This is a genomic window from Bradyrhizobium barranii subsp. barranii, assembly GCF_017565645.3.
Classification (GTDB): Bacteria; Pseudomonadota; Alphaproteobacteria; order Rhizobiales; family Xanthobacteraceae; genus Bradyrhizobium; species Bradyrhizobium barranii.
Genome location: NZ_CP086136.1, coordinates 819,727 through 842,813, shown reverse-complemented (window position 1 = coordinate 842,813; position 23,087 = coordinate 819,727). Strand labels below are relative to the sequence as shown.

Genomic DNA, 23,087 nt, shown 5'->3' with positions numbered 1-23,087 from the left:
GCAAGTAGGAAGACGCCGCTTTGCGACGCAATGACGCTTAAATCGCAGTGCATTTAGCGCCTAAACTCAAGTTTTCTCGGCGACGACGACGAGGCCGCGCACCGGCTCGTTGTTCTCGATGCGTGGCGATGCCGGCTCCAATGTCAGCAGCTTGAGCCCGGCCTTCGTCATCGCGCCGCGCACATATTCCGCCGAATGGGCATAGCGCAGGCCTTCGCCGAGCACGATGCCGCTGCCGTCATGCGTCTCCAGCGTGAAAGCGAGCACGCCGCCGGATACGAGCACGCGCTTGGCTTCGACGAGAACCGGCGCGAGATCGGAGAGATAGACGAAGGCGTCCGCGGCGACGACGAGGTTCGCGCTCGCATCGGCCTTGCCGCGCAGGCCTTCGATCATGTCGGCGACTTCGAGCTCGGTATAGAGGTTTGTCGCGCGCGCCTCCTTGATCATGCCGGCCGACAGATCGATGCCGATGAAATGATCGACCTGTCTTGCGAAGGCGGCGGCGGCGAGCCCGGTGCCGCAACCGAGATCGATGGCGCGCTTGAACAAGGCCGGCTTCTTGGTGGCGACGCGCGCGGCCACCACCGCCTTGAAGATCAGCGACGGTGCGCGATAGTCGAGATCGTTGATCAGCGTGTGCTCGAAGCGCGGCGCATATTGATCGAAGAGGGCCTGCACATAGGCCTTCGGCATCTCGGACAATTGCTCGTCGCCGAGCCGTATCAGATGCAAATGGGCGCCGTGCTGATCCTCGGGATCGGACTCGCGTGCTTTGCGAAATGCTGCGATGGCCTTGTCACGCTCCCCGAGCTGGCTGCGGATTTCACCGAGCGTGAACCACGCGGACGTAAAATTGGGTGCGAGTTCGAGTGCCTGCTCGATGAGGTCGGCGGCGGCGGGCAGATCGCCCTTGAGCTGGAGGTCGCGCGCGAACTCGAAACGGCGGTCGGCCATGAGATCGCCGGAGGAGTGAAACAGGCGGAGCGGCATTGGAGGAACCGGGGCGGGAAACGGAGGGATGACTCGAAGATGCGGGGTCGCAACCTATATATCAGGCATGCGTCCGCAAGACATCCTGCTGCCAACTGCTGACGGCCTGTGCTGCAAGCCTGGCAACTTCCACATCGACCCTGTCCGCCCGGTCGAGCGGGCCGTGATCACCCACGGCCATTCCGACCACGCCCGCGCCGGCCATGGCGCGGTGCTGGCGACGCAGGAAACGCTGGACATGATGCGGCTGCGCTATGGCGAGAACTTCGCCGGCTCGACGCAAGCGATCCGCTATGGCGAGGAGATCCGGCTCGGCGACGTCCGCGTGAGGTTTCACCCGGCCGGTCACGTGCTGGGCTCGGCGCAGATCGCCGTGACCTGCAAGGACACCTGCATCGTCGCCTCCGGCGACTACAAGGATGCGCCCGACCCGACCTGCACGCCGTTCGAGCTCGTGCCCTGCGACGTCTTCATCACTGAAGCCACCTTTGGCCTGCCGGTGTTTCGCCATGGCGATGCGGCCGGCGAGGTGAGGAAGCTGCTGGCCTCCGTTGCATTGTTTCCCGAACGGGCGCATCTCGTCGGCGCCTATTCGCTCGGCAAGGCGCAGCGCGTGATCGCGCTGTTGCGGCAGGCCGGCTATGAAGCACCGATCTACCTGCATGGCGCGATGGAGAAGATCACCGAGTACTATCAGAGCCGCGGGATCAATCTCGGCGAGCTCAAGCCGGTGATGGGCGTGAAGAAGGCGGCGCTCGCCGGCACCATCACGCTGGCGCCGCCGTCGGCCACCTCGGACCTCTGGACGCGGCGCTTTCCCGACCCCGTCACCGCCTTTGCCTCGGGGTGGATGCGGGTGCGTGCCCGCGCGCGGCAGCGCGGCATCGAGCTGCCGCTGGTGATCTCCGACCACGCCGATTGGGACGGCCTCACCGCGACCATCGCCGCGACCGGCGCCGGCGAGATCTGGGTGACGCACGGCCAGGAAGACGCGCTGGTGCATTGGTGCAAGTCGCAGGGTCTTCGCGCGCAGCCGCTCGATCTCGTCGGCTATGGCGACGAGGAGGAGAGCGAGACGCCGCTTCAAGATGAGGCCGAAGCATGAACCGCTTCGCCGAACTGCTGGACCGCCTCGCCTACGAGCCCGGCCGCAACAACAAGCTGCGGCTGATCACCGGCTATTTCCGCGAGGTCGGGGATCCCGACCGCGGCTATGCGCTGGCGGCGCTGACCGGCGCGCTGAGCTTCAAGCATGCCAAGCCCGCGCTGATCCGCGATCTGATCGCGGCGCGCACGGATGAGGTGCTGTTCGGGTTGTCCTACGATTACGTTGGCGATCTCTCGGAGACGGTGGCGCTGATGTGGCCGCGGCGCAGCGCAAACAACGAAGAGTCTTTTCCGGGCCACCCCCCTCCCCCGCCCTCCCCCGCAAGGGGGGAGGGCGCGCAGTTGCGCGCGGGGCGACAGATGAGCTCGACCACTGATCATGATTCAGCGAGTGATGGATGCACGCCTCTCTCCGTTCCCTCCCCCCTTGCGGGGGAGGGGCAGGGAGAGGGGTACCGCGGGCGAGATGCTGATGAGTCCATTCACCCATCTCGCCACAACAACCCACCGCCCCCAACCCTCACCGACGTCGTCACCACGCTGCGCACGCTCGGCAAGACCGAGCTGCCAAAGCAGCTCGAACGCTGGCTCGACGAGCTTGACGAGACCGGCCGCTGGGCGCTGCTGAAGCTCGTCACCGGCGCGCTGCGCATCGGCATCTCCGCGCGGCTGGCGAAGACCGCGGCCGCCGCACTCGGCGACAAGGACCCGCACGAGGTCGAGCTGATCTGGCCGGGGCTCAGCCCTCCCTATCTCGACCTGTTCGCCTGGCTGGAAGGCCGCGGCGAAAAGCCGGTCAATCGCGATCCCGCACCGTTCCGCCCGGTGATGCTCGCGCACGCGATCGAGGACACGGATTTCGCCGCGCTCGATCCCGCCGACTACATCGCCGAATGGAAATGGGATGGCATCCGCGTACAAGCGGTGGCTGGCCGCGATGAGCGCGGGCAGATCACGGCGCGGCTTTATTCGCGCACCGGCGAGGACATCACGGGAAGCTTTCCGGACCTCGTGCCGTCGCTGCGGCTCGCAGGCGCAATCGACGGCGAGCTTCTGATCCTGCGCGAAGGCCGCGTGCAGAGTTTCAATGTTCTGCAACAGCGCCTCAACCGCAAGGTCGTTTCGCCGAAGCTGATCAAGGAGTTTCCGATCCATTTGCGCGCCTATGATCTGCTCGGCGACGACGAGAACGATCTGCGCGAGCTGCCCTTCGCGGAGCGGCGCGAACGGCTGGAGACGTTCATCGGCAAGCTCGACGATCCCCGCATCGACCTGTCGCCCACCGTGCCGTTCGCAAGCTGGCAGGCGCTGACCGCGGCGCGCGCCGATCCCGCGAGTGCCGGCGCGGGCGAAGATGCCGATGCCGTCGAAGGCGTCATGCTGAAGCGGCGCGATGCGCCTTACCTGCCGGGGCGGCCAAAAGGCCAGTGGTGGAAGTGGAAGCGCGATCCGCAAATCATCGATGCCGTGCTGATGTATGCGCAGCGCGGCCACGGCAAGCGCTCGTCCTATTACTCCGATTACACCTTCGGCGTCTGGACCGAAGGCGAAGCCGGCGAGGAGCTGGTGCCGGTCGGAAAAGCCTATTTCGGCTTCACCGACGAGGAGCTCTTGCAGATCGACCGTTTCGTCCGCCGCAACACCACCGAGAAATTCGGCCCCGTGCGCCATGTCGTGCACGAGCGCGACAAGGGGCTGGTGCTGGAGGTGGCGTTCGAGGGGCTGCAGCGTTCCCCGCGGCACAAATCCGGCGTCGCCATGCGCTTCCCCCGCATCAGCCGGCTGCGCTGGGACAAGCCGCCGCGCGAGGCCGACCGGCTGGAAACGCTGGAAAAGATGCTGAAGGCTGACGAATCCCTACCAACAATTAAGGTTGCAGCGTCCGCCGACAGCCATTGACGAGGGAATGCGGGTTCCCCATGTGCCCCGCCGTGACCTATAATGGGGTCGAATCCCCGCGAGGAGTTTTGAGATGGTCCAAGACGTCAGAGATTTGCCGGCCGGCCGCAGCGATGGGCTGAACCGCTTTCTCGGCGGCTCGCCGCTGGCGGTCGCGTTTCGCCTGGTCCTGCTCTCGATCCTGGTCGGCGTCGTGCTCGCCGCGATCGGCTTCGATCCCTGGAATATCATCTACAGCATCCGCTTGCTGTTCCAGCGCCTCTGGGATCTCGGCTTCGACGCGGTGAACTGGCTGTGGCGCTACTTCCTGCTCGGCGCCGTCATCGTGGTTCCGATCTGGCTGCTCTCGCGCGTATTCGGCGCGCCGCGCAACAGGTAAGGATTTGGGAGCCCGCAGCCGATGCAGTTACGCTTTGTCGGCTGCGGCGACGCCTTCGGCTCGGGCGGCAGGCTCAACACCTGCTTCCACGTCTCGGGGCGCGCGGCCAACTTCCTGATCGATTGCGGCGCGTCGGCCCTGCCGGCGTTGAAGCGACTCGAGATCGACCGCAACGAGATCGACCTCATTCTCATCACGCATTTCCACGGCGACCATTTTGCCGGGCTGCCGTTTGTCCTGCTCGATGCGCAATTCTCGCGGCGGACCCGGCCGCTGACGATCGCGGGCCCGCAAGGCCTCGAGACGCGGCTCGCCCAAGTGATGGAGGCGCTGTTCGAGCACTCCTCGAAGACCAAGCAGCGCTTCGAGCTGAACGTCATCGAACTCGCGCCTGGGCAAAGCCAATCCTTCGGCGGAGTGAATGTAACGCCCTACCCGGTGGTGCACGGCGAATCCGGCGGGCCGCATCTGGCCTACCGCGTCGAGGTTGAAGGCCGCACGCTCGCCTACAGCGCCGACACCGAATGGACGGAGACACTCATTCCGCTGGCGCATGGCGCGGACCTTTTCATTGCTGAAGCCTATATGTACGAGAAGGTGGTCAAGAACCATCTCAGCCTGAAGACCTTGGAACAGCATCTGCCAGCAATCGGCGCGAAACGCCTGGTCCTCACCCATATGAGCGACGACATGCTGTCGCGCCTGGACGACGTACCGCATCTCGCCGCCGAAGACGGCATGGTGCTCGTGTTCTGACATGCACGCGCCCGTTCATCCCAGGATCGGCTCCCGCCAGGTGTTCGCCATTGCCGGTCCCGCGATGGTCGCGAACCTCACCACGCCGCTGATCGGCGTGGTCTCGACCACCGCGATTGGGCGGCTCGACGATGCCGCGCTGCTTGGCGGCGTCGCGATGGCCTCCGTCATCTTCGACTGCCTGTTCTGGCTGTTCGGCTTCCTGCGCATGAGCACGCTCGCCTTCACGGCGCAGGCGCTGGGCGCGGGCGAGACGCGCGAGGAGACCGTGATCCTGGTGCGCGGCTTCATCGTCGCGGGCCTGATCGGCGCCGCGCTGATCGTGCTGCAACTGCCGCTGGCCGCCGGGCTGTTCGACCTGATGGGCGGCAGCGAAGGCGTCACGCGCGCGGCAAAGACCTATTTCATGATCCGGATCTGGTCGTCGCCGTTCGCCTTCGCCAACTACGTCATTCTCGGCTGGCTGGTGGGGCAGGCGCGCGCCAATCCGGCGCTGCTGCTGCAGGTCGTCATCAACCTCATCAACATGGCGGCGACGATCTTGCTGGTGCTGGTCTACGACACCGGCATCGCGGGCGCGGCGATCGCCGCACTGCTCTCGGAGACAATTGGCTTCGTGCTCGGCGTGATCGTCTGCCGGCGCTATGCGGATGGCGGCTTTGCGGTGCCCCTTGCGACGCTGCTCGACCGGGCAAAACTGATGCGGCTGCTGGCGGTGAACTCGGACATCATGATCCGCACCGCGGCGCTGATCGCCGTGTTCCTGTTCTTCACCGCCAAGGGCGCACGCGCCGGTGACGTCACGCTGGCGGCGAATTCCGTGCTGAACAATTTCCTGCTGGTCAGCGCCTTCTTCCTCGACGGTCTTGCGAACGCAGCCCAGCAGCTCTGCGGGCGCACGTTTGGCGCGCGCGATTCCAGGGGCTTTGCGGACTCGACCCGGCTGGTGCTGCTGTGGGGCCTCGGCTTCGCGCTGGTCGTCGCGGTGCTTTTCGCGCTGTTCGGGCCGAACCTGATCAATGTCATGACAGCGAGCGAGGACGTCCGCCGCGCCGCGCGCGAATTCCTGCCGTTCATCGTGCTTGCGCCGATCCCCGGCGTGTTCGCGTTCGGCTTCGACGGCATCTATGTCGGCGCGACCTGGGCGCGCGAGATGCGCAATCTAATGCTGTTATCGTTCACGATCTTTCTCGGGGCCTGGTGGGCGCTGCAATCGTTCGGAAATGCCGGGCTGTGGAGCGCGCTGATCGCGTTCTACGTCGCTCGCGGCGGTTTGCAGGGCGCGCGCTATCCAGCGCTGTATCGGGTGACGTTTCCGAAGCCGTAGCTCTCGTGTCCCGGACGCGCTGCATCCGGGGAACGAGACCGCTTCACATCCCCGGCCAGTCTTCCGCCGTCAGTGTCGCCGCGTCGGCGCCGACGATTTCGGACAGCGAATCGCGCCCCGTGCGGAGCAGCGTCGAGGTGAGATCGCGCTTGATTTCGTCGACCAGGCCGAGGCCCTTGTAGACCAGCGACGAATAGAGCTGGATCAGGCTCGCGCCGGCGCGGATCTTCGTCAGCGCGGCTCCGCCCGAATCCACGCCGCCGACGCCGATCAAGGGGAACGCGCCCTCGACGCGCACATAGGTCTCCGCGACCATGCGCGTCGACAGGCGGAACAGCGGCCGGCCGGACAGACCACCCTGCTCCTTGGCGCGCATTTCCTCGCGCAGCGTGCTCGGCCGCGCGATCGTCGTGTTCGCCACGATCATGCCGTCGACCCGGCGCGAGCGCGCCACCTGCACGACGTCGTCGAGCTGGGCGAGGCTCAAATCAGGCGCGATCTTGAGCAGCACCGGCGTGTCGCCGGCCTTCTGGCGCACCCGCTCGCGCGCGTCGATCACCCTGGCGAGGAGATCGTCCAGCAGCGCGCCTTCCTGCAAATTGCGCAGGCCCGGCGTGTTCGGCGAGGAGACGTTGACGGTGAAATAGCTCGCGACCGGCGCAAAAGTCTCGATCAGCTTGACGTAATCGCCGACGCGATCCGGCGAATCCTTGTTGGCGCCGACATTGACCCCGATGATGCCGCCGTGCTGCGCGCGCGCCGCGAGCCTGCGCAGCGCGACTTCAGCGCCGTCATTGTTGAAGCCCATGCGGTTGATCACGGCCTCGTCGCGCTCCAGGCGAAACAGCCGCGGCCGCGGATTGCCGCTTTGCGGCTTCGGCGTCACCGAACCGATCTCGACGAAGCCGAAGCCGAGCCGCAGCAGCGCATCCGGCACCTCGGCGCTCTTGTCGAAGCCCGCGGCCATGCCGATCGGATTGGGGAAGTTGAGCCCGAAGGCGCGCACGGCGAGCTTGGGATCGTCAGGCCGCGGCTTGACCGGCGGCAGGAAGCGCAGGCCCTGGATCGCGAGGCGATGCGCATCCTCCGGATCGAGCCAGCGCAGCACCGGCAGCGAAAAGGCGTCGAAGGCGCGGATCACGGCATAAGCTCCGGAACGTCGTGGCCGCCATCGGAGCGCATGTTGAGGTTCATCACCGACAGCACCGCGCCGAGATCGAGCTCGCCATAGAGGTGCGGAAACAGCTCCTCATTGCGCGAGCGCTCCCAGCGCAATGCGCCGCCGAGCGCGTCGCCGTCGACCTCGACCAGGAACAGCGCGCGCACCCCGAAATAGTGCTTGCGCAAGGTCTCGGGAACCTGGGGCGCGGTCGAGAAATGGATGAAACCGTCGCGCGAATCGTCCGCGCTGCCCCGGTAGACACCCTGCCGTTCCGCCTCGCGCCAGGCCGAGGCCGGACAGATTTTGTAGATCTTGACCACCGCTCACGCAGCCCTGTTTGCTCTTTGAGTCTTTTGGGTTTTTTCGTCTCGTGCGGGTCCTCAAAACCCGGGCGCGACCGTAATGGCCGCCCCCTCCGAACTCAAGGCTTAGAGCCATTTCCGTTCCGATGAAATCGGAACGGGGCTTTAAATTCTTGTTTTGACGCGTTTTCTTGACGCGAACCGGTATCCGCTTCGCTTGAAAATGCTTCCGCCGCCACCCCTTGCGCGAAAAACGGAAAACCGGTTGATTTGAGGACAGTTTTCCTGAGTTGCGACGGGCTGGACCTTCCATGGTCAGACAGGCCAAAGCGCAGAGGATACTGACTCACGACCAGATCTGGGGAGCGCTGGATCGGCTGGCGGAGCGTGCCGGCCTGTCGCCGTCCGGCCTCGCCAAGCGGGCCGGGCTCGATCCCACCACCTTCAACAAGTCCAAGCGCGTCACCCCCGACGGGCGTGAGCGCTGGCCATCCACCGAATCGATCGCGAAAGCGCTGGCGGCGGCCGGCTCCTCGATGGACACCTTTGCCGGGTTGACCGGTGACGACGCCAGCGACGGCCGCTCGGTGCCGCTGCTCGGCCTCGCGCTGGCCGGCGCGAGCGGAGCTTTCGACGAGTCCGGCTTTCCATCCGGCAAAGGCTGGACCGAACTTGCGCTTCCCACCGCCGAGGACAGTCGCGCCTTTGCGCTGGAGATTTCCGGCGATGCGCTTGCCCCGGCCTATCGCGACGGCGACGTCATCCTGATCTCGCCCCGCGCGCCGATCCGCAGAGGCGATCGCGTGGTGGTGAAGACCAAGGCGGGCGAGGTGACGGTCGCGACGCTGAAGCGCCGGACGGCAAAGGCACTGGAATTGCAGCCGCTCGATGCATCGCAGGCGGAGCATACGATGGCGCCGAGCGACGTCGGCTGGATCGCGCGAATCGTGTGGGCGAGCCAGTGATTGCGTCGTGACCGGACCATGACGCCGGCCGCGCCGCTTCTCGCCTCGGCGACCTTGCGACTCACCGTCCCTCTCGCATAGGTTGCGGCCGATTTTTCCGATCAAATTCATCACAGGGGGATATGATGAATCGCCGTCACGCATTGAAGGCCCTGGCGGGTCTCGCGCTTTGTCCGCTGTGCAAGCCGGCCTTTGCCGCCGAAGGCACGCATTGGAGCTACGAGGGCGCCGGCGGCCCGGCCAAATGGGGCGATCTCGACGCGGCGAACAAGGCCTGCGCGGTCGGCCTGCAACAATCGCCGATCGACATCGAGGGGACGATCAAGTCGCAATTGCCTGTTCTGAAGCTGAACTGGGGCAAGAGCGCCGACACCATCGTCAACAACGGGCACACGATCCAGCTCAACTTCGCCGAAGGCAGCACGCTCACGCTCGGCGACGTCAAGTACAAGCTGCTCCAGGTGCACTTCCACCGGCCGAGCGAGCACATGATCGGCGGCAAGAACTTTCCGATGGAAGCGCACTTCGTGCATCGCAACGATGCCGGCGGGCTCGCCGTGGTCGGCGTGCTGATGGCGGAAGGCAAGCCGAACACGGCCTTCGGCAAGATCGTCAAGACCATGCCGGCGGCGGAAGGCCCCGCGGTGAAGGCCGATGCAGCGATCGATCCCCACGCCATGCTGCCGCACAGGCTGAGCTACTTCCGCTACTCCGGCTCGCTGACGACCCCGCCCTGTTCGGAGGTCGTCGAATGGCTGCTGCTGACCGACCCGATCCAGGTGTCAGCCACCGACGTCGCTGCGTTCGCAAAGCTCTATCCGATGAACGCGCGCCCGGTACAGAAGGACAACCGGCGCTTCGTGCTGCGCTCGATCTGAGGCGCGCTTCAAATCTGTAGCCCGGATGAGCGTAGCGACATCCGGGCTACGTACGGCATCTACTACGCGCTGCGCGCCAGCGCGCCGTCGATCATGTTCACCGCGTTCTGCACGCCGTAGACCGCAACGAAGGAGCCGAAGCGCGGGCCCTTCTCCTGTCCGAGCAGCACCTGGTAGAGCATGTTGAACCAGTCGAGCGTCACGCCCGGACGGCCGTCCTTGCCCTTCTTGACCTGGTCGAGGAACGGCTCGCGGCGGCCGATCTCGTAGACGACGTTCTGGATGTCCTCGGCCGAGGATTCCTGCGGAAGCTGCGACAGCGCATCGCGCAGATCCTGCAACGCGGCGCGCTCAACCTCGGTCGGCTCGCGGAACTGCTTCGTCGGCGCCACGAAGTCACGATAATAGTTGATGGCATAGCCGACCATCGCATCGAGCTTCGGATGCGTCTGCGGGCTGACGCCGGAACGATAGCGGCCGATGAAGCCCCACAGCGTCTCGGCATTTTCCGCGTTCGACGACGACACCAGTGTCAAGAGGAGCTGGAACGTGACGGGCATGTCGCCCTTCGGCGGATGGCCGTTGTGGATGTGCCAGACCGGATTGCCGAGCTGCTGCTTGCCATCCTGCTTCGCAAAGCCGTCGATGAACTGCTGGTAGTCGTCGACATTGCGCGGGATGACATCGAAATACAGCCGCTTGGCCGCCTTCGGCTCGCGATACATGAACAGCGACAGCGATTCCGGCGAGGCGTAGCGCAGCCATTCGTCGATGGTGAGGCCGTTGCCCTTCGACTTCGAGATCTTCTGGCCCTTGTCGTCGAGGAAAAGCTCGTAGTTGAAGCCTTCGGGCGGCGTGGCGCCGAGCGCCTTGGCGATCGCGCCTGACAGCTTCACGGAGTCGATGAGATCCTTGCCGGCCATCTCGTAGTCGACGCCGAGCGCGACCCAGCGCATCGCCCAGTCGGCCTTCCACTGGCACTTGACGTTGCCGCCCGTCACCGGCGTCTCGACTTCCTGGTTCGTGTCCGGATCGACATAGGTCACGGTGCCCGCCGCGACGTCGCGCCGGATCATCGGCACCTGAAGCACGACCCCCGTCGTCTTGCTGATCGGCAGGAACGGCGAATAGGTCGCGCGGCGATCGGGGCCGAGCGTCGGCAGGATGATCGCCATCACCTTGTCGTAGGCAGCTAACATCTTCAGCAACGTCGCGTCGAAGCGGCCGGACGTGTAATAGTCGGTCGAACTCGCGAACTCGTAGTCGAAGCCGAAATGATCGAGGAACGCGCGCAGCCGCGCGTTGTTGTGCGCGCCAAAACTGTCATGCGTGCCGAACGGGTCGGGCACGCGCGTCAGCGGCTTGCCGAGATTGGCTTCCAGAGGTGCCTTATTCGACACGTTGTCAGGCACCTTGCGCAGGCCGTCCATGTCGTCGGAGAACGCCAGCAGGCGCGTCTTGACCTTGTCCTCGGTCAGCACGCGGAAGGCATGGCGCACCATCGAGGTGCGCGCGACCTCACCGAACGTGCCGATATGCGGCAGGCCGGACGGGCCGTAACCGGTCTCGAACAGCACCTCGTCCTTCGGGCTTTTCTTCAGCCGCGCGACAATGGCCTTCGCCTGCTCGAACGGCCAGGCGTTGGATTGTTCTGCGAGCGCACGCAGGTCGCTCGGGTTCGCGGCAAGATCGATGACAGACATTCAGGGGCCTCCGGGCCGCGGAAAATAGCGATTTCCGGGCAGAATGCAAAAGTAGCAGCGCCTTTATCGTGGATTCGTAGGGTGGGCAAAGCGAAGCGTGCCCACCACTGCCAAAGACGGTGGGCACGGCGCTAGCGCGCCTTTGCCCACCCTACGGCACTAAAACGGGCTCACCGAAAAATACCGCAGCCACAGATCGGTGTAGCGGCCTTTCTCCCAGACGCGGAACAGGGCCCAGTTCAGGGCCTGGCGCAGCACGTCGTTGCCCTTGCGGACGGCGATGCCGATGCCCTCGCCGAAGAAGCGGCTCTCGACGAAGGGGCCGCCAGAGAAGGCGCAGCAATCGCCGGAATCCGTGCCGTTGATCCAGAACGCCAGCGAGATGGCGTCGCCGAAGATGAAGTCGACCTCGCCCTTGCGCAAGGCGGCGCGCATCGCGTCGTCGTTGGGATAGGGATGCAGCTCGGCGTCGGTGAACATCGCCTTGAGGTACGCTTCGTGCGCAGAGCCGGCGATGACGCCGACTTTCTTGCCCTCGAGATATTCGGGCCGGATCTCCGGCATCACCGCATCCTTGCGCGAGGCGAAGCGCGCCGGCACGCGATAATAGGGGTCGGTGAAATCGACGCGGACGCGGAGCTGCGGACTCACCGCCATCGAGGCGATGATGGCATCGCCCCGGTTGGAGGAGAGCGCGTCGACCAGGGTCTCGAAGCGGCGCATCTGCACCGTGCAGGTGACCTTGATCTCCTCGCACAGCGCGCGGGCGAGATCGACGTTGAAGCCGGCCGGATTGCCGTCGGCGCCGGTGTAGTTGAACGGCGGATAGTCGGTCTCGGTCAGGAAGCGGATCACGGTCAGGCGCGACAGGTCGGGCCGCTCCGGCCGCCGCCGCGGGTCCCAGAAGCCGGGCACGGCCTGCGGGGCCGCCTGAGGCGCGACCTGCGGCGTGGCCTGGGGTGCCGCCGGAGGCTGCTTGGCCGGGGCCTGGGCCTTTGCGGAGGGCAGGCCTGCGAGAAGGCAAGCACCGACGACCAGCCCGGTCAGGACGCGGCACACGGTTTTGGACGATTTTGCCTGTCGCGACGGGGCCATCGGCGGGAAATGAACGAATTTCGTTGGGATCGGAAGGCGTTATAGACCATCCCGCCGGGAACGCGAGCGCCGATTGCGGGATGGGTAAAGGTCTCTCAGCCGTCATGCCCGGGCTTGTCCCGCCTGCGGGGCCGAAGCCCCTCCGGCGAGGCGAAGGCCCGGGCATCCACGAACATTAGCACCCTCCGAAGAACGTGGATGGCCGGGACAAGCCCAGCCATGACGATGTGGAGAGGACTGCGCCCGAAAGGGCCCTCAGAGATACCGCTTCAAATCGGCCGCGGCCTCTTCCGGCGTCCGCTTCATGTTGAACGGCGATACGAACCGCCCGTCGCGGTCCATCAGGTAGATCAGCGCGGTGTGGTCCATGGTGTAGTCGCCGTCCTTGGTCGGGACCTTCTTGGCATAGACCCGGTAGGAGGTGATCACCTTGGCGGTCTCGGCGGGGTCGCCGCTGAGCCCTTCGAGGTGCGGGTCGAAGCTCGACAGATAGTCCTTCATCGTCGCCGGCGTATCGCGCTCGGGATCGACCGAGATGAAGACGGCATTGACCTTGTCGGCATCCTTGCCCATCGCGCGCAGCACCTCCGAAATCTCGAACAACGAGGTCGGGCAGACGTCGGGGCAATGGGTATAGCCGAAGAAGATCAGGGTCGGCTTGCCCTTCAGGTTCTTGTCGGTGACGGCCTTGCCGTGCTGGTCGGTGAGCTGGAACGGGCCGCCGATCGCGGCGGGCTGCGCCACCTTGCTGACCCCGCCCATCGCCCAGAACACGATCAGCAGTCCGACGACGAGGCTTGCAGCGAAGGCGGTCGCGATCACCAGCGGACGGGCGGTGGAGCTCATGAGCGGAAAACTTCCTGTCGCAGGTCAGAAGCAGGCGGCAAAGCCGGTCCTGATCATTTCGAAGAACACCTGGCTGCCGTAGTGGAACCAGAGCGCCAGCGCGCCGAGCACGACCAGACCGCCGATCCCCGCGCCAGCCAACAGCAGCACGAACGGCAGCCGGCCGGCAGTGGGCGAATTGTCCTGTAGCGGTTGGGCCGGGTGCAGTGGTTGAGCCATGACAACGATCGGGGCGAAGGCCCCGGTTCCCTTGCCATTCAAATAGGCGTTGGCCTGGGCCCGGGCAAGCGCCGCGGGAGCTCCAAGGAATACTTCCCGGAATCAGATCGCGCCGATGACGTCAGCGAAGCAGCTGGCCCCGAGCGGACTCCAGCTCTTCCGCTTGCGGGAGAGCCCGGCGCAGGGGTCGGTTGGTCGAGGCCTGCGCGTCGAGGTAGCAGGGCTTGTACATGGCCTGGAGCTGCTTGCCCCTCAGGAAGAGCATGTGCGGAGTGAGGCCGCCGCGCTGGTTGATCCAGCGCTTCACCTGCGAGGGATACATCGCATAGAGCATCTGGGTCGCTTCGGAGTTGGTCACCGCACGGCCGTTGGCGCCAAAATCCCAGGCGGCGTGGAAGCCGAGGGTCGCGTGCGAGGTCACACAGATGCGGTCGCGCGGAATGGCGCCGAGGACGATGGTGCAGGCCGAGGCACAGAGGCCGTCGATGATAACGGTGTCGCCTGACTGGCGCAGATCCTGGTACCTGTCGACGTAGGTTCCGATCCGGCCACCGCGGTCATCCGCAATCCGAACCACTGCGTGAGAAGCCCCCATGCCCGCGATCAGGAGAACCGCCGCGAGCAACCCCGTCAGAAACTTCATTGTCCCCCGCCCCAGTCGAATTCGAATCTGCGTGTCAGGTGGTGATGCGTTGCTAGCGTCCGTCGTAACCGTGGTTTTGTCTAGGCACGCCGGCTGGCTCAAAACAAATTCAAATCCAGTGTTGCGCCCGCGCTGCAGTCGGACGGCCCTAATCCCAAAGCGGAACAAGTTAACGATGCCTTATGCGCCACACCCTTGATCTCAGCTGCAACCGCTGGCTTCAATCCCGGGTAACTACAGGGGGGAACCTATGGCTGAAGAGACAGACGTCATCGTCGTCGGTGCGGGACTATCGGGACTGGTGGCCGCAACCGAGATCGCCGACGCCGGCAAGCGGGTGATCGTGGTCGACCAGGAAGGCGAGCAGTCGCTCGGCGGCCAGGCGTTCTGGTCGTTCGGCGGCCTGTTCCTGGTCAATTCGCCGGAGCAGCGCCGGCTCGGCATCAAGGATTCCTTCGACCTCGCCATGCAGGACTGGATCGGCACCGCCGGCTTCGACCGCGACGAGGATTTCTGGCCGCGCCAGTGGGGCGAGGCCTATGTGGCGTTTGCGGCGGGCGAGAAACGCGACTGGCTGCGCGCGATGGGGCATCGCATCTTCCCGGTGGTCGGCTGGGCCGAGCGCGGCGGCTACGACGCGATGGGCCACGGCAATTCGGTGCCGCGCTTCCACGTCACCTGGGGAACCGGCCCCGGCATCGTCGAGCCGTTCGAGCGCCGCGCGCGCGAGGCCATGAAGAGCGGCCGGCTGACCTTCAGGTTCCGCCATCGCGTCGATGCGCTCTCCATCACCAACGGCACGGTGGACGGCATCAGCGGCGCCGTGCTCGCCCCTGACAATGTCGAGCGTGGCAAGAGCTCGTCGCGCAACGTGGTCGGCGAGTTCGCGCTGAAAGCACAGGCCGTGATCGTGGCGTCCGGCGGCATCGGCGGCAATCACGAGCTGGTGCGGCAGAACTGGCCGAAGCGGCTCGGCGAGCCGCCGAAGTTCATGATCTCCGGCGTGCCCGAGCATGTCGACGGCCGCATGATCGGCATCACCGAGAAATCGGGCGCGCGGCTGATCAACCGCGACCGCATGTGGCATTATGTCGAAGGCATCCAGAACTGGAATCCAATCTGGCCGCGCCACGGCATCCGCATCCTGCCCGGCCCGTCCTCGATGTGGTTCGACGCAACAGGCACGCGGCTGCCGGCGCCGTTGTTTCCCGGCTCCGACACGCTCGGCCAGCTCCAGTACATCATGTCCACCGGCTATGATTATTCCTGGTTCATCCTGACCCAGAGCATCATCAAGAAGGAATTTGCGCTGTCGGGCTCGGAGCAGAATCCTGATCTGACCGGCAAGAGCTGGCGGATGACCCTGCGCCGCGCCACCAACAAGGGCGCGCTAGCGCCGGTGGAGGCATTCAAAAGCCATGGTGTCGACTTCATCGTACGCGACAAGATCGAGGATCTCGTCGCGGCCATGAACAAGCTCGCCGGCAGCGACCTCCTCAAGCTCGAGCACGTCAGGATGCAGATCGAGGCGCGCGACCGCGAGATCGCCAATCCCTACGTCAAGGATGCGCAGGTGATGAACATCCACAATGCGCGGCGCTATATCGGCGACAAGCTGATCCGCACGGCCTCTCCGCACCGCATCCTCGATCCCGCGCAGGGACCGCTGATCGCGGTCAAGCTCAACATCCTCACCCGCAAGACGTTGGGCGGTTTCGAGACCGATCTCGACTCGCGCGTGTTCGGCAGCGAGGGCAGCGTCATTCCCGGCCTCTATGCGGTCGGCGAAGCCGCAGGCTTCGGCGGCGGCGGCGTGCACGGCTATCGCTCGCTGGAAGGCACCTTCCTCGGCGGCTGCCTGTTCTCGGGCCGCAATGCCGGCCGCGCCGCGGCGAAGGCCGTGGGCTAGATCATGCGGAGGTGGATGCAGATCGGGGCGCTTCTTGCGGCATTGGCCGCAGCCTCGGCCGCATCCGCCGATACGATCGACGTCAACGGCGTGAAGCGATCCTACACCGCGCAACTGCCGGCGAAGCGGCTGGTGCCGCTCGTGGTCGTGCTGCACGGCAAGACCCAGCGCGGCGCCGACATGGTCGCGCGAACGGCGTGGCCACAGGTCGCGAAGCGCGAAGGTTTTGCCGTGGTCTTCCCTGATGGCCTCAACCATGCCTGGGCCGATGCGCGGACCAAGGCTGGACCAGCGCTGCGTGGCCCGCCCGAGGGCACCGACGACATCGCCTTCATCGCAAAGCTGGTCGAGTCGCTGGTGACGAACGGCACGGCGGACCCGAAGCGTGTCTATGTCGCCGGCATCTCCAATGGCGGCGCCATGGCGATGACGCTGGTTTGCGCGCGCGCCGATCTGTTTGCGGCGGGCGCGAGCGTGATCATGAACCTCACGGATGAGGCCGCAGTCACTTGCCATCCATCGCGGCCGCTGCCGATGCTGCTCATCAACGGCACGGCCGACCCGTTGGTCCCCTACGAGGGAGGACGGGGATCGAGCTATTATGCCGCAGACGGGTTCTGGTCCACCGAAGAGACGCTGGCTTTTTGGCGCAAGCTCAATGGTTGCGAGACCGACGACGCCGAGGTGACCGATTTGCCCGAGAAGGCGCCCGCGGATCAGTCTACGGTCACACGGATCTCCTCACGCTGTCCCAAAGGGCACGACGTCGTGCTCTATCGCATCAACCATGGCGGCCACCGCATGCCCGGCTTCGCTCCGGATGCCCGCTTCCCGAAGGTTGCAACCAGCCTGCTCGGGCCGCAGAACCGCGACATCGACGGCGCCGAGACGATCTGGTCGTTTTTCAGTCAATTTCCGTGAACGGCGCATGCATCAGCGGGCCACGCATGCGTGCCTGGCAACGCATGCGTGCCCGGGGTGGCAGAGCAGGGGGCGCTGGGTTAGACAGGGCCGCCATTCCCACCAGGAGATCCCCCAATGAGCATTCAGCGTTTCGAAACCGGCCCGCGCATGAGCCAGGTCGTCGTGCACGGCAACACCGTCTATCTCGCCGGCGTCGTCGCCAACAAGGCCGCCGGTGAAAGCGTCACGAAGCAGACCCAGGACATCCTGGCGACCATCGACAGCCATCTCGCCAAGGCCGGCACCGACAAGTCGAAGCTGCTCTCGGCCACGATCTACATCACCGACATGAAGACCTTTGCCGAGATGAACGCGGTGTGGGACGCCTGGGTCTCGCCCGGCAACACCCCGGCTCGCGCCACTGTCGAAGCCAAGCTCGCGGCGGCTCAGTACACCGTCGAGATCATGGTCACCGCGGCGAAGTAAATTCGCGCTGAGATTGTTGCGAACGTCCGAAGCGCGATGAGAGCATCATCGCGCTTCTTTTCTGCGTACGCATGACCTCCGAGGTAATCGATCTGCGCGTGCGAACCTTCGATAGTCGAGACAGCCGAACACGGCGCCATCGAAGGAGAGCACCATGACCGACCCCGTCACCATCGCCCGCCGCTACATCGAGCTCTGGAACGAGCGCGCCGCAGGCCGCCGTCGCGAACTGCTCAGCGAGAACTGGACGGCGGATGCGAGCTATGTCGATCCCCTGATGAAGGGCGACGGCCGGGACGGCATCGACGCGCTGATCGCGGGCGTGCAGCAGCGCTTTCCCGACTTCAAGTTCACGCTGATCGGCGAGCCCAACGGCTACGGCGAACACGTCCGCTTCTCATGGGGCCTCGGTCCCGACGGTGTCGACGGCCCGATCAAGGGCACCGACTTCGCCGTGCTGAAGGACGGCCGCATCAGGAACATCACGGGATTTCTGGACCAGGTGCCCGCGGGCGCGTGACGTCTCTTACCCTCCCCTCGAGGGGGAGGGTCGGCTCACATTGAGCGCAGCGAAATGTGAGAGGGGGTGGGGTGACAGTCTCTCCACCGATGCGATGCCCGAGCGGAGAGATCACCCCACCCCGCTCGCGCTACGCGCGATCGATCCTCCCCCTCCAGGGGAGGGTAAGCAAGAGCCCGGCCCTTAGCTTGCAGTTGCCAGCCGATAGGCTCTCTTCGCATTCACACCAAATGCCTTCTCTCGAACATTCGGACCCAGCTTCGCCAGGCACGCTTCCAGCGCCCCCTTGATCTCGCCATAACTCCCGGCAAGCAGACACACCGGCCAGTCCGAGCCGAAGATCAGGCGATCCTCGCCAAAACACGTTGCGGCATGTTCGACGAACGGAAACAGCCGCTCGGCGTCCCAGTCACTCCACACCGCTTCCGTCGCGAGGCCCGAAATCTTGCACCAGACATTACCGCAGGCCGCGAGAGCCGCGATGCGATCGGCCCATTCGGCGCTTCCGCCATTGGCGATCGGCGGCTTTGCGGCGTGGTCGAGCACGAAACGCGCTTGCGGAAAGGCCTGTGCAGTTGCGATCGCGGCAGGCAATTCGCGGGTGCGGACGAGAAAATCGTAGGCGAGATCGCGGGCGAACGTTGCGGTGAGGCCACGTTGAACGTCCTCGCGCAGCAGCCAGTCCGGATCGGCCTCGTCATGCACCTGGTGACGAATGCCGACCAGCTTGTCGCCGCCGGGCGAAGCCCGCAGGCGGTCAAGCGTGTCGCCAAGCGCACCGTCCGTCAGGTCGGCCCAGCCGACGACGCCAATCACCGTGGGCGTCGCATGCGCGATCCGCAAGAATTCCTCGGTCTCCTCCAGCGCGGAGCGGCACTGCACCAATATGCTCGCGTCGATGCCGTTTGCTTTCAACAGCGGCGCGAGATCGGCGGGGCCGAAGGCGCGGCGGATCAAGGCCAATTCCGGCGCGTCCATCCAGGGATAGTCGGCGCGCGACGGATCCCAGAAATGCTGATGGCCGTCGATGATCATGCCCTCACGCTCCGCCCGGCAACGGCGCGCGTGCGTCGACGAGCTTGCGCGCACGCAGCTCCTGCCAGAAGGCTTGTGGCACCGCCTTCTCCGACATCGCGATGTTGTCGGAAACTTCCGCGGCGTTGCGCGCGCCTAGCACGGCAATTGTGACCGCCGGATGGGCCATGCAGAACTGGAGCGCGGCGGCCTTCAGCTCGGTCCCGTGCTTGCGGCAGAGCTCGTCGAGCTCGAGTGCACGCGCGATCAGCGCCGCGTCGGCATCCTGATAGTTGAACTTCGCGCCAGGATGCGGATTGGCCAGAATGCCGCTGTTGTAGATGCCGCCGAGCAGAATGCCGATGCTCTTCTCGCGGCAGACCGGAAACAGCGCATCCAGCGCGCCCTGGTCGAGCAGCGTGTAGCGGCCGGCGAGCAGGAAGCAGTCGACCGGAACGGCCTGGGCAAAACGGACCAACATTTCCGACTGGTTCATGCCGGCACCGATCGCCTTGACCGTGCCGTCGGCGCGCAGGCGCTGGAGCGCGCGGAAGGCGCCGGCCACGGCGTCGTCATAATGATCATCGGGATCATGCACGAGCAGGACATCGATGCGGTCGAGCCCAAGGCGCGTCAGGCTCTCCTCCACCGAACGCATCACGCCGTCATAGGAGAAGTCGAACACCGGCCGCTCGCGCGACGTGCCCTTGTAGTGCGCGTCCTCGGCGGCCGCGCCATCCGGCGCGCGCAGCAGACGACCGACCTTGGTCGAGATGACGTAGGAGTCGCGCGGCTGCTGCCGCAGGAAAGCGCCGATCCGCCGTTCGGCGAGGCCAAAGCCGTAGAGCGGCGCGGTATCGTAGAAGCGGATGCCGGCCGACCAGGCGCGCTCGATCGTGGCGAGCGCATCGGTATCGCTGACGGCGGTGAACAATCCGCCGAGCGGGGCCGAACCGAGACCGATTGAGGTGACGTCGAGGGAGCCGAGCCGCGACCGTTTCATTCCCATTGCCTTCCAAAAGTCTTCCTTCCAACCGTCCAATCATCTCTCCCGCTTGCGGAAACCGCAAGCGGGAGAGGCTTGCAGGAGCACGGGGCTGGCGACGCTCCTACTTCAACATCTGCGCAACGTTGTCCTTGGTCACGAGATCGAGGCCGGTATAGACGATCTCGGGCACCTTCTCGCCCTTCTTGATGGCGAGCAGCGTGTCCATCGCCTTCTCGCCCATCTCGAACGGACGCTGGCCGACCAGCGCATTGGCATAGCCGTCGCGCAGCAGTTCGAGCTGCATCTTCAGCGTATCGGCGACAACCAGCGTGAACTTGCCGGAGTCGATGTCCTTCTTGTTCCTGGAGGCGAAGGCCTTGAAGCCTTCGGGAGCGAACATCGGCCAGCCGCCGATGGGAACGATCGAGGCGAGGTCGGGCGTTGCGGTGCGCATATCCGTCATCTGCTGGACCGCCAGCGCCGGATCGTCGTTGCAGAAGGTCGGCGAGCCCGCGACCTCGGTCCATTTCGAGCCCTTCAGCGCCTCGCGGACGCCGTCGACGCGCTCGGCGAGATTCTTGGCGCCCGGACCGCCCGAGACCATCGCGTATTTGCCGCCATCGGGCCGCAGCTTCAAGAGCTCCTTGCCAAGCGCGACGCCGAACTCCTTGTTGTTGGTGCCGATATAGGCGATCCGCTTGGAGCCAGGCGCATCGGCATCGAAGGTGATGACGGGGATGCCGGCCGCGGTCGCCGCCTCGATCGACTTGGTCATGGCCGCAACGTCGGCGACCGAGATGGCGAGGCCGTCGACCTTCTGGGTGACGAAGTCCTGGATGATCTGCGCCTGCGTCGCCGGCTCATGCTCCACCGGCCCCTTGTAGATGCACTCGATGTTACCGAGCTCCTTGGCACGCTTCAGGCAGCCGTCGCGCGCGAAGTCGAAGAACGGATTGTTCATCGCCTTGGGCACGATCACGAAACGGTAGTTCGCGGCAAACGCCGGCGTCGCCATCATCGCGACCGCGATGCCGGCAAGAAGAAGTTTCCTCATTGTTTCCTCCACCCTTCTCTGGCGCCCATCCTCTCAAGATCGTCCGGGGAGCGGACAGGCGACATTTTCGTTGCCCTCCCGGAACGACGTCAGTTCAGATCATCCGCGAGCGGATGCGATCGACCAGCACCGCCAGGATGATGATCACGCCAACCAGCGTCTGCTGCCAGTAGGAGCTGACCTGTGCCAGCACGAGGCCGTTGCGGATCACTTCCAGCAGCACGCAGCCGACGATGGCCCCTAACGGACCGCCGATGCCGCCGGCGAGGTTGGCACCGCCGATGACGGCCGCTGCGATCACGTTGAGCTCGTAGGACGTCGCCATGTTGGCGGGCGCCGATCCGAGCCAGCCGGAGATGATGATGCCTTGCAGCCCTGCGGCAAGCGCGCAGATCACATAGACCTCGATCTTCACCCGCACGACCGGTATGCCCGTGAGCTCGGCGGCCTTCTCGTTGCCCCCGAGCGCGAACACGTGGCGGCCGAACGAACTGTGGTGCAGGACCACGGCCATCGCCAGCGCGAGGACCACGAGATAGATGAAGGGCACGGGCACGCCGAGCACATCGCCCGAGGTGAGCGCGTAGAAGTAATCAGCGTCCGGCCCGCCCGGAAAACTGCCGCGGCCGTTGGAGACGACATAGCCGAGCCCACGCACGATCGAGAGCATGCCGAGCGTGGTGACGAAGGGCGACAGGCCGAGCACGGCGATACAGAAGCCGTTGACGAGGCCCGCGATCAGCGCGACGCCGAGCCCCGCGAGGATCGAGATCAGCAGGATCAGACCCGGCACGTTGGCCAGCACGGTCTTGCCGTCAGCGGCCATATGCACGAACAGCGAGCCTGCGGGCGAGCCGGGCGCCGACAGCTCGGTCATGACCATCGAGGTGATCATGGCGGAGAAGCACATCATCGAGCCGACCGACAGATCGATGCCGCCGGTGATGATCACGAAGGTGACGCCGAGGGTGGCGATGGCGATGAAGGAGAAATTCTTCGCCACGTTCTGCATGTTGCCTTCGGTGAAGAAATAGGGGCTGGCGAAATGCATGACCACCAGCAGCATCGCCAGCGCGAGCAGCACATAGCCGGTCTGGGAAGCGAAGATGCCGCGCTGCCACCATTTGATCTTGCCGACGTTCGAGAAGCTGACCGGGGATTCCAATGGCATGGCCATCACGCCGCCTCCTTCGCGCCAGTGATCAGGGCGGTGACTTCCTCGGGCGACGTCTGGTGGATCGGCTTGTCGGCCCGCTTCTCGCCGCGGCGCATGACGATCACGCGATCGCACACCGCGAACACGTCGGGCATGCGGTGCGAGATCAGCATGACGGCGACGCCCTGCTCCTTCAGCCGGTGGATCAGGCCGAGCACCTGCTCGACCTGGCGCACCGAGATCGCGGCGGTCGGCTCGTCCATCATGACCAGCCGCGCGTTGGACAGCCGCGTCCGCGCGATCGCAACCGCCTGGCGCTGGCCGCCAGACATCTGCTTGACGAGATCGTCGGGGCGCGTCTCCGAGCGCAATTCGCCGAACAGCTCCAGCGCACGCGCCGCCATCGCCTTGTGGTCGAGCAGTGCGAGCGGGCCGAACCTGCGCTTCAGCTCGCGGCCGAGGAAGACGTTGGCAGCAGCCGTCAGATTGTCGGCAAGCGCGAGGTCCTGGTAAACGACCTCGATGCCGACGCCGCGGGCATCGACGGGCCGGTTGAAATGGACCGCGTTGCCGGCAAAGCGGATCTCGCCATGGCTGGGACGGAAATTGCCGGCGATGATCTTGACCAGCGTGGACTTGCCCGCGCCGTTGTCACCCATCAGGCCGACGACCTCGCCGGGCTGGACCTGCAGGTCGACGCCGTGCAGCGCGCGGATTGCGCCGAACTCCTTGCCGATGCCGGTCAGCTCGAGGACCGGTGTCGCTTCAGCCTTTGTCATCAGC

At 65.4% G+C, this 23,087-nt stretch carries 24 protein-coding genes; 11 read left to right on the top strand and 13 right to left on the bottom strand.

Annotated features, from left to right (window positions below):
* Positions 1-66 precede the first annotated feature (66 nt).
* The gene (locus tag J4G43_RS04130) at positions 67-993 is read right to left on the bottom strand and encodes a class I SAM-dependent DNA methyltransferase (protein ID WP_208084076.1); all 927 of its coding nucleotides are present in this window, start codon (positions 991-993) and stop codon (positions 67-69) included.
* A gap of 67 nt (positions 994-1,060) precedes the next feature.
* Here J4G43_RS04130 and J4G43_RS04125 point away from each other — a divergent pair, with 67 nt between their 5' ends.
* The 5 genes from J4G43_RS04125 (at position 1,061) to J4G43_RS04105 (ending at position 6,461) form a co-directional block, all read left to right on the top strand.
* Positions 1,061-2,098 carry a ligase-associated DNA damage response exonuclease gene (locus tag J4G43_RS04125; RefSeq protein WP_208089240.1) on the top strand — a complete coding sequence of 346 codons (1,038 nt, stop codon included), beginning with the start codon at positions 1,061-1,063 and terminating at the stop codon, positions 2,096-2,098.
* Complete coding sequence (locus J4G43_RS04120) at positions 2,095-3,999, top strand: cisplatin damage response ATP-dependent DNA ligase (protein WP_208084075.1); 1,905 nt, start codon at positions 2,095-2,097, stop codon at positions 3,997-3,999. Before J4G43_RS04125 ends, J4G43_RS04120 begins: the two co-directional genes overlap by 4 nt.
* Before the next feature lie 73 nt (positions 4,000-4,072).
* Positions 4,073-4,378, top strand: coding sequence for a DUF6460 domain-containing protein (locus J4G43_RS04115; protein ID WP_063979849.1), 306 nt, complete (start codon positions 4,073-4,075; stop codon positions 4,376-4,378).
* 21 nt (positions 4,379-4,399) lie between these two features.
* The gene (locus J4G43_RS04110) at positions 4,400-5,134 is read left to right on the top strand and encodes an MBL fold metallo-hydrolase (protein WP_063979850.1); all 735 of its coding nucleotides are present in this window, start codon (positions 4,400-4,402) and stop codon (positions 5,132-5,134) included.
* 1 nt (position 5,135) lies between these two features.
* Positions 5,136-6,461, top strand: coding sequence for an MATE family efflux transporter (locus J4G43_RS04105; protein WP_208084074.1), 1,326 nt, complete (start codon positions 5,136-5,138; stop codon positions 6,459-6,461).
* A 43-nt stretch (positions 6,462-6,504) separates the two neighbouring features.
* Here J4G43_RS04105 and J4G43_RS04100 read toward each other — a convergent pair whose 3' ends face one another.
* Both J4G43_RS04100 and J4G43_RS04095 read right to left on the bottom strand, forming a co-directional pair.
* Positions 6,505-7,602 (bottom strand): quinone-dependent dihydroorotate dehydrogenase, encoded by a 1,098-nt coding sequence (locus J4G43_RS04100; protein ID WP_208084073.1) that lies wholly within the window; start codon positions 7,600-7,602, stop codon positions 6,505-6,507.
* Entirely contained in the window at positions 7,599-7,943 is a 345-nt protein-coding gene (locus J4G43_RS04095; RefSeq protein ID WP_208084072.1) for a DUF952 domain-containing protein, read from the bottom strand. The genes J4G43_RS04100 and J4G43_RS04095 overlap by 4 nt, the downstream gene beginning before the upstream one ends.
* Before the next feature lie 293 nt (positions 7,944-8,236).
* Here J4G43_RS04095 and J4G43_RS04090 point away from each other — a divergent pair, with 293 nt between their 5' ends.
* Together J4G43_RS04090 and J4G43_RS04085 are read left to right on the top strand one after the other, a co-directional pair.
* Positions 8,237-8,890 (top strand): S24 family peptidase, encoded by a 654-nt coding sequence (locus J4G43_RS04090; protein WP_071909156.1) that lies wholly within the window; start codon positions 8,237-8,239, stop codon positions 8,888-8,890.
* A gap of 125 nt (positions 8,891-9,015) precedes the next feature.
* Positions 9,016-9,768: a carbonic anhydrase gene (locus tag J4G43_RS04085; RefSeq protein ID WP_063985922.1), complete on the top strand. Its 753-nt coding sequence runs from the start codon at positions 9,016-9,018 to the stop codon at positions 9,766-9,768.
* A gap of 62 nt (positions 9,769-9,830) precedes the next feature.
* Here J4G43_RS04085 and J4G43_RS04080 read toward each other — a convergent pair whose 3' ends face one another.
* From J4G43_RS04080 to J4G43_RS04060, 5 genes are all read right to left on the bottom strand, one after another.
* Positions 9,831-11,471, bottom strand: a complete 1,641-nt coding sequence (locus J4G43_RS04080; protein WP_208084071.1) for a lysine--tRNA ligase — start codon at positions 11,469-11,471, stop codon at positions 9,831-9,833.
* Positions 11,472-11,630: 159 nt separating this feature from the next.
* Positions 11,631-12,566 carry an ABC transporter substrate-binding protein gene (locus J4G43_RS04075; RefSeq protein ID WP_208084070.1) on the bottom strand — a complete coding sequence of 312 codons (936 nt, stop codon included), beginning with the start codon at positions 12,564-12,566 and terminating at the stop codon, positions 11,631-11,633.
* A 255-nt stretch (positions 12,567-12,821) separates the two neighbouring features.
* A complete protein-coding gene (locus J4G43_RS04070; RefSeq protein WP_014491337.1) occupies positions 12,822-13,412 on the bottom strand; it encodes an SCO family protein in 591 nt (196 codons plus the stop codon).
* A gap of 24 nt (positions 13,413-13,436) precedes the next feature.
* Positions 13,437-13,631, bottom strand: a complete 195-nt coding sequence (locus J4G43_RS04065) for a hypothetical protein (protein WP_028160269.1) — start codon at positions 13,629-13,631, stop codon at positions 13,437-13,439.
* Between the two features lie 121 nt (positions 13,632-13,752).
* Positions 13,753-14,274 (bottom strand): Clp protease/crotonase-like domain-containing protein, encoded by a 522-nt coding sequence (locus tag J4G43_RS04060; protein ID WP_085399635.1) that lies wholly within the window; start codon positions 14,272-14,274, stop codon positions 13,753-13,755.
* A 250-nt stretch (positions 14,275-14,524) separates the two neighbouring features.
* Here J4G43_RS04060 and J4G43_RS04055 point away from each other — a divergent pair, with 250 nt between their 5' ends.
* The 4 genes from J4G43_RS04055 to J4G43_RS04040 all read left to right on the top strand — a co-directional run bounded on the left by J4G43_RS04055 (position 14,525) and on the right by J4G43_RS04040 (position 18,092).
* A complete protein-coding gene (locus J4G43_RS04055) occupies positions 14,525-16,183 on the top strand; it encodes an FAD-binding dehydrogenase (protein ID WP_208084069.1) in 1,659 nt (552 codons plus the stop codon).
* A gap of 3 nt (positions 16,184-16,186) precedes the next feature.
* Positions 16,187-17,104 (top strand): CE1 family esterase, encoded by a 918-nt coding sequence (locus J4G43_RS04050; protein WP_208084068.1) that lies wholly within the window; start codon positions 16,187-16,189, stop codon positions 17,102-17,104.
* A 117-nt stretch (positions 17,105-17,221) separates the two neighbouring features.
* Positions 17,222-17,572: a RidA family protein gene (locus tag J4G43_RS04045; RefSeq protein ID WP_014491332.1), complete on the top strand. Its 351-nt coding sequence runs from the start codon at positions 17,222-17,224 to the stop codon at positions 17,570-17,572.
* 154 nt (positions 17,573-17,726) lie between these two features.
* Positions 17,727-18,092, top strand: a complete 366-nt coding sequence (locus J4G43_RS04040) for a nuclear transport factor 2 family protein (protein ID WP_208084067.1) — start codon at positions 17,727-17,729, stop codon at positions 18,090-18,092.
* 183 nt (positions 18,093-18,275) lie between these two features.
* Here the strand turns inward: J4G43_RS04040 and J4G43_RS04035 are convergent, their stop codons facing one another.
* The 5 genes from J4G43_RS04035 to J4G43_RS04015 all read right to left on the bottom strand — a co-directional run bounded on the left by J4G43_RS04035 (position 18,276) and on the right by J4G43_RS04015 (position 23,083).
* Entirely contained in the window at positions 18,276-19,127 is an 852-nt protein-coding gene (locus J4G43_RS04035; protein WP_208084066.1) for an amidohydrolase family protein, read from the bottom strand.
* Between the two features lie 4 nt (positions 19,128-19,131).
* Complete coding sequence (locus tag J4G43_RS04030; RefSeq protein WP_208084065.1) at positions 19,132-20,109, bottom strand: aldo/keto reductase; 978 nt, start codon at positions 20,107-20,109, stop codon at positions 19,132-19,134.
* A 106-nt stretch (positions 20,110-20,215) separates the two neighbouring features.
* On the bottom strand, positions 20,216-21,148 hold the full coding sequence (locus J4G43_RS04025; RefSeq protein ID WP_063985925.1) for a sugar-binding protein: 933 nt from the start codon (positions 21,146-21,148) through the stop codon (positions 20,216-20,218).
* 94 nt (positions 21,149-21,242) lie between these two features.
* Positions 21,243-22,325, bottom strand: a complete 1,083-nt coding sequence (locus J4G43_RS04020) for an ABC transporter permease (RefSeq protein ID WP_071909150.1) — start codon at positions 22,323-22,325, stop codon at positions 21,243-21,245.
* On the bottom strand, positions 22,325-23,083 hold the full coding sequence (locus J4G43_RS04015) for an ATP-binding cassette domain-containing protein (RefSeq protein WP_014491326.1): 759 nt from the start codon (positions 23,081-23,083) through the stop codon (positions 22,325-22,327). The genes J4G43_RS04020 and J4G43_RS04015 overlap by 1 nt, the downstream gene beginning before the upstream one ends.
* Between the last annotated feature and the right edge of the window lie 4 nt (positions 23,084-23,087).

What these genes read in the sequence shown, in the direction of transcription:
- J4G43_RS04020 (WP_071909150.1), bottom strand. Translation starts at nt 22,325, where the DNA reads ATGGCCATGCCATTGGAATCCCCGGTCAGCTTCTCGAACGTCGGCAAG.
- J4G43_RS04065 (WP_028160269.1), bottom strand. Translation starts at nt 13,631, where the DNA reads ATGGCTCAACCACTGCACCCGGCCCAACCGCTACAGGACAATTCGCCC.
- J4G43_RS04080 (WP_208084071.1), bottom strand. Translation starts at nt 11,471, where the DNA reads ATGTCTGTCATCGATCTTGCCGCGAACCCGAGCGACCTGCGTGCGCTC.
- J4G43_RS04035 (WP_208084066.1), bottom strand. Translation starts at nt 19,127, where the DNA reads ATGATCATCGACGGCCATCAGCATTTCTGGGATCCGTCGCGCGCCGAC.
- J4G43_RS04125 (WP_208089240.1), top strand. Translation starts at nt 1,061, where the DNA reads ATGCGTCCGCAAGACATCCTGCTGCCAACTGCTGACGGCCTGTGCTGC.
- J4G43_RS04045 (WP_014491332.1), top strand. Translation starts at nt 17,222, where the DNA reads ATGAGCATTCAGCGTTTCGAAACCGGCCCGCGCATGAGCCAGGTCGTC.
- J4G43_RS04090 (WP_071909156.1), top strand. Translation starts at nt 8,237, where the DNA reads ATGGTCAGACAGGCCAAAGCGCAGAGGATACTGACTCACGACCAGATC.
- J4G43_RS04025 (WP_063985925.1), bottom strand. Translation starts at nt 21,148, where the DNA reads ATGAGGAAACTTCTTCTTGCCGGCATCGCGGTCGCGATGATGGCGACG.
- J4G43_RS04120 (WP_208084075.1), top strand. Translation starts at nt 2,095, where the DNA reads ATGAACCGCTTCGCCGAACTGCTGGACCGCCTCGCCTACGAGCCCGGC.
- J4G43_RS04070 (WP_014491337.1), bottom strand. Translation starts at nt 13,412, where the DNA reads ATGAGCTCCACCGCCCGTCCGCTGGTGATCGCGACCGCCTTCGCTGCA.
- J4G43_RS04075 (WP_208084070.1), bottom strand. Translation starts at nt 12,566, where the DNA reads ATGGCCCCGTCGCGACAGGCAAAATCGTCCAAAACCGTGTGCCGCGTC.
- J4G43_RS04050 (WP_208084068.1), top strand. Translation starts at nt 16,187, where the DNA reads ATGCGGAGGTGGATGCAGATCGGGGCGCTTCTTGCGGCATTGGCCGCA.
- J4G43_RS04115 (WP_063979849.1), top strand. Translation starts at nt 4,073, where the DNA reads ATGGTCCAAGACGTCAGAGATTTGCCGGCCGGCCGCAGCGATGGGCTG.
- J4G43_RS04085 (WP_063985922.1), top strand. Translation starts at nt 9,016, where the DNA reads ATGAATCGCCGTCACGCATTGAAGGCCCTGGCGGGTCTCGCGCTTTGT.
- J4G43_RS04060 (WP_085399635.1), bottom strand. Translation starts at nt 14,274, where the DNA reads ATGAAGTTTCTGACGGGGTTGCTCGCGGCGGTTCTCCTGATCGCGGGC.
- J4G43_RS04130 (WP_208084076.1), bottom strand. Translation starts at nt 993, where the DNA reads ATGCCGCTCCGCCTGTTTCACTCCTCCGGCGATCTCATGGCCGACCGC.
- J4G43_RS04015 (WP_014491326.1), bottom strand. Translation starts at nt 23,083, where the DNA reads ATGACAAAGGCTGAAGCGACACCGGTCCTCGAGCTGACCGGCATCGGC.
- J4G43_RS04105 (WP_208084074.1), top strand. Translation starts at nt 5,136, where the DNA reads ATGCACGCGCCCGTTCATCCCAGGATCGGCTCCCGCCAGGTGTTCGCC.
- J4G43_RS04055 (WP_208084069.1), top strand. Translation starts at nt 14,525, where the DNA reads ATGGCTGAAGAGACAGACGTCATCGTCGTCGGTGCGGGACTATCGGGA.
- J4G43_RS04110 (WP_063979850.1), top strand. Translation starts at nt 4,400, where the DNA reads ATGCAGTTACGCTTTGTCGGCTGCGGCGACGCCTTCGGCTCGGGCGGC.
- J4G43_RS04030 (WP_208084065.1), bottom strand. Translation starts at nt 20,109, where the DNA reads ATGAAACGGTCGCGGCTCGGCTCCCTCGACGTCACCTCAATCGGTCTC.
- J4G43_RS04040 (WP_208084067.1), top strand. Translation starts at nt 17,727, where the DNA reads ATGACCGACCCCGTCACCATCGCCCGCCGCTACATCGAGCTCTGGAAC.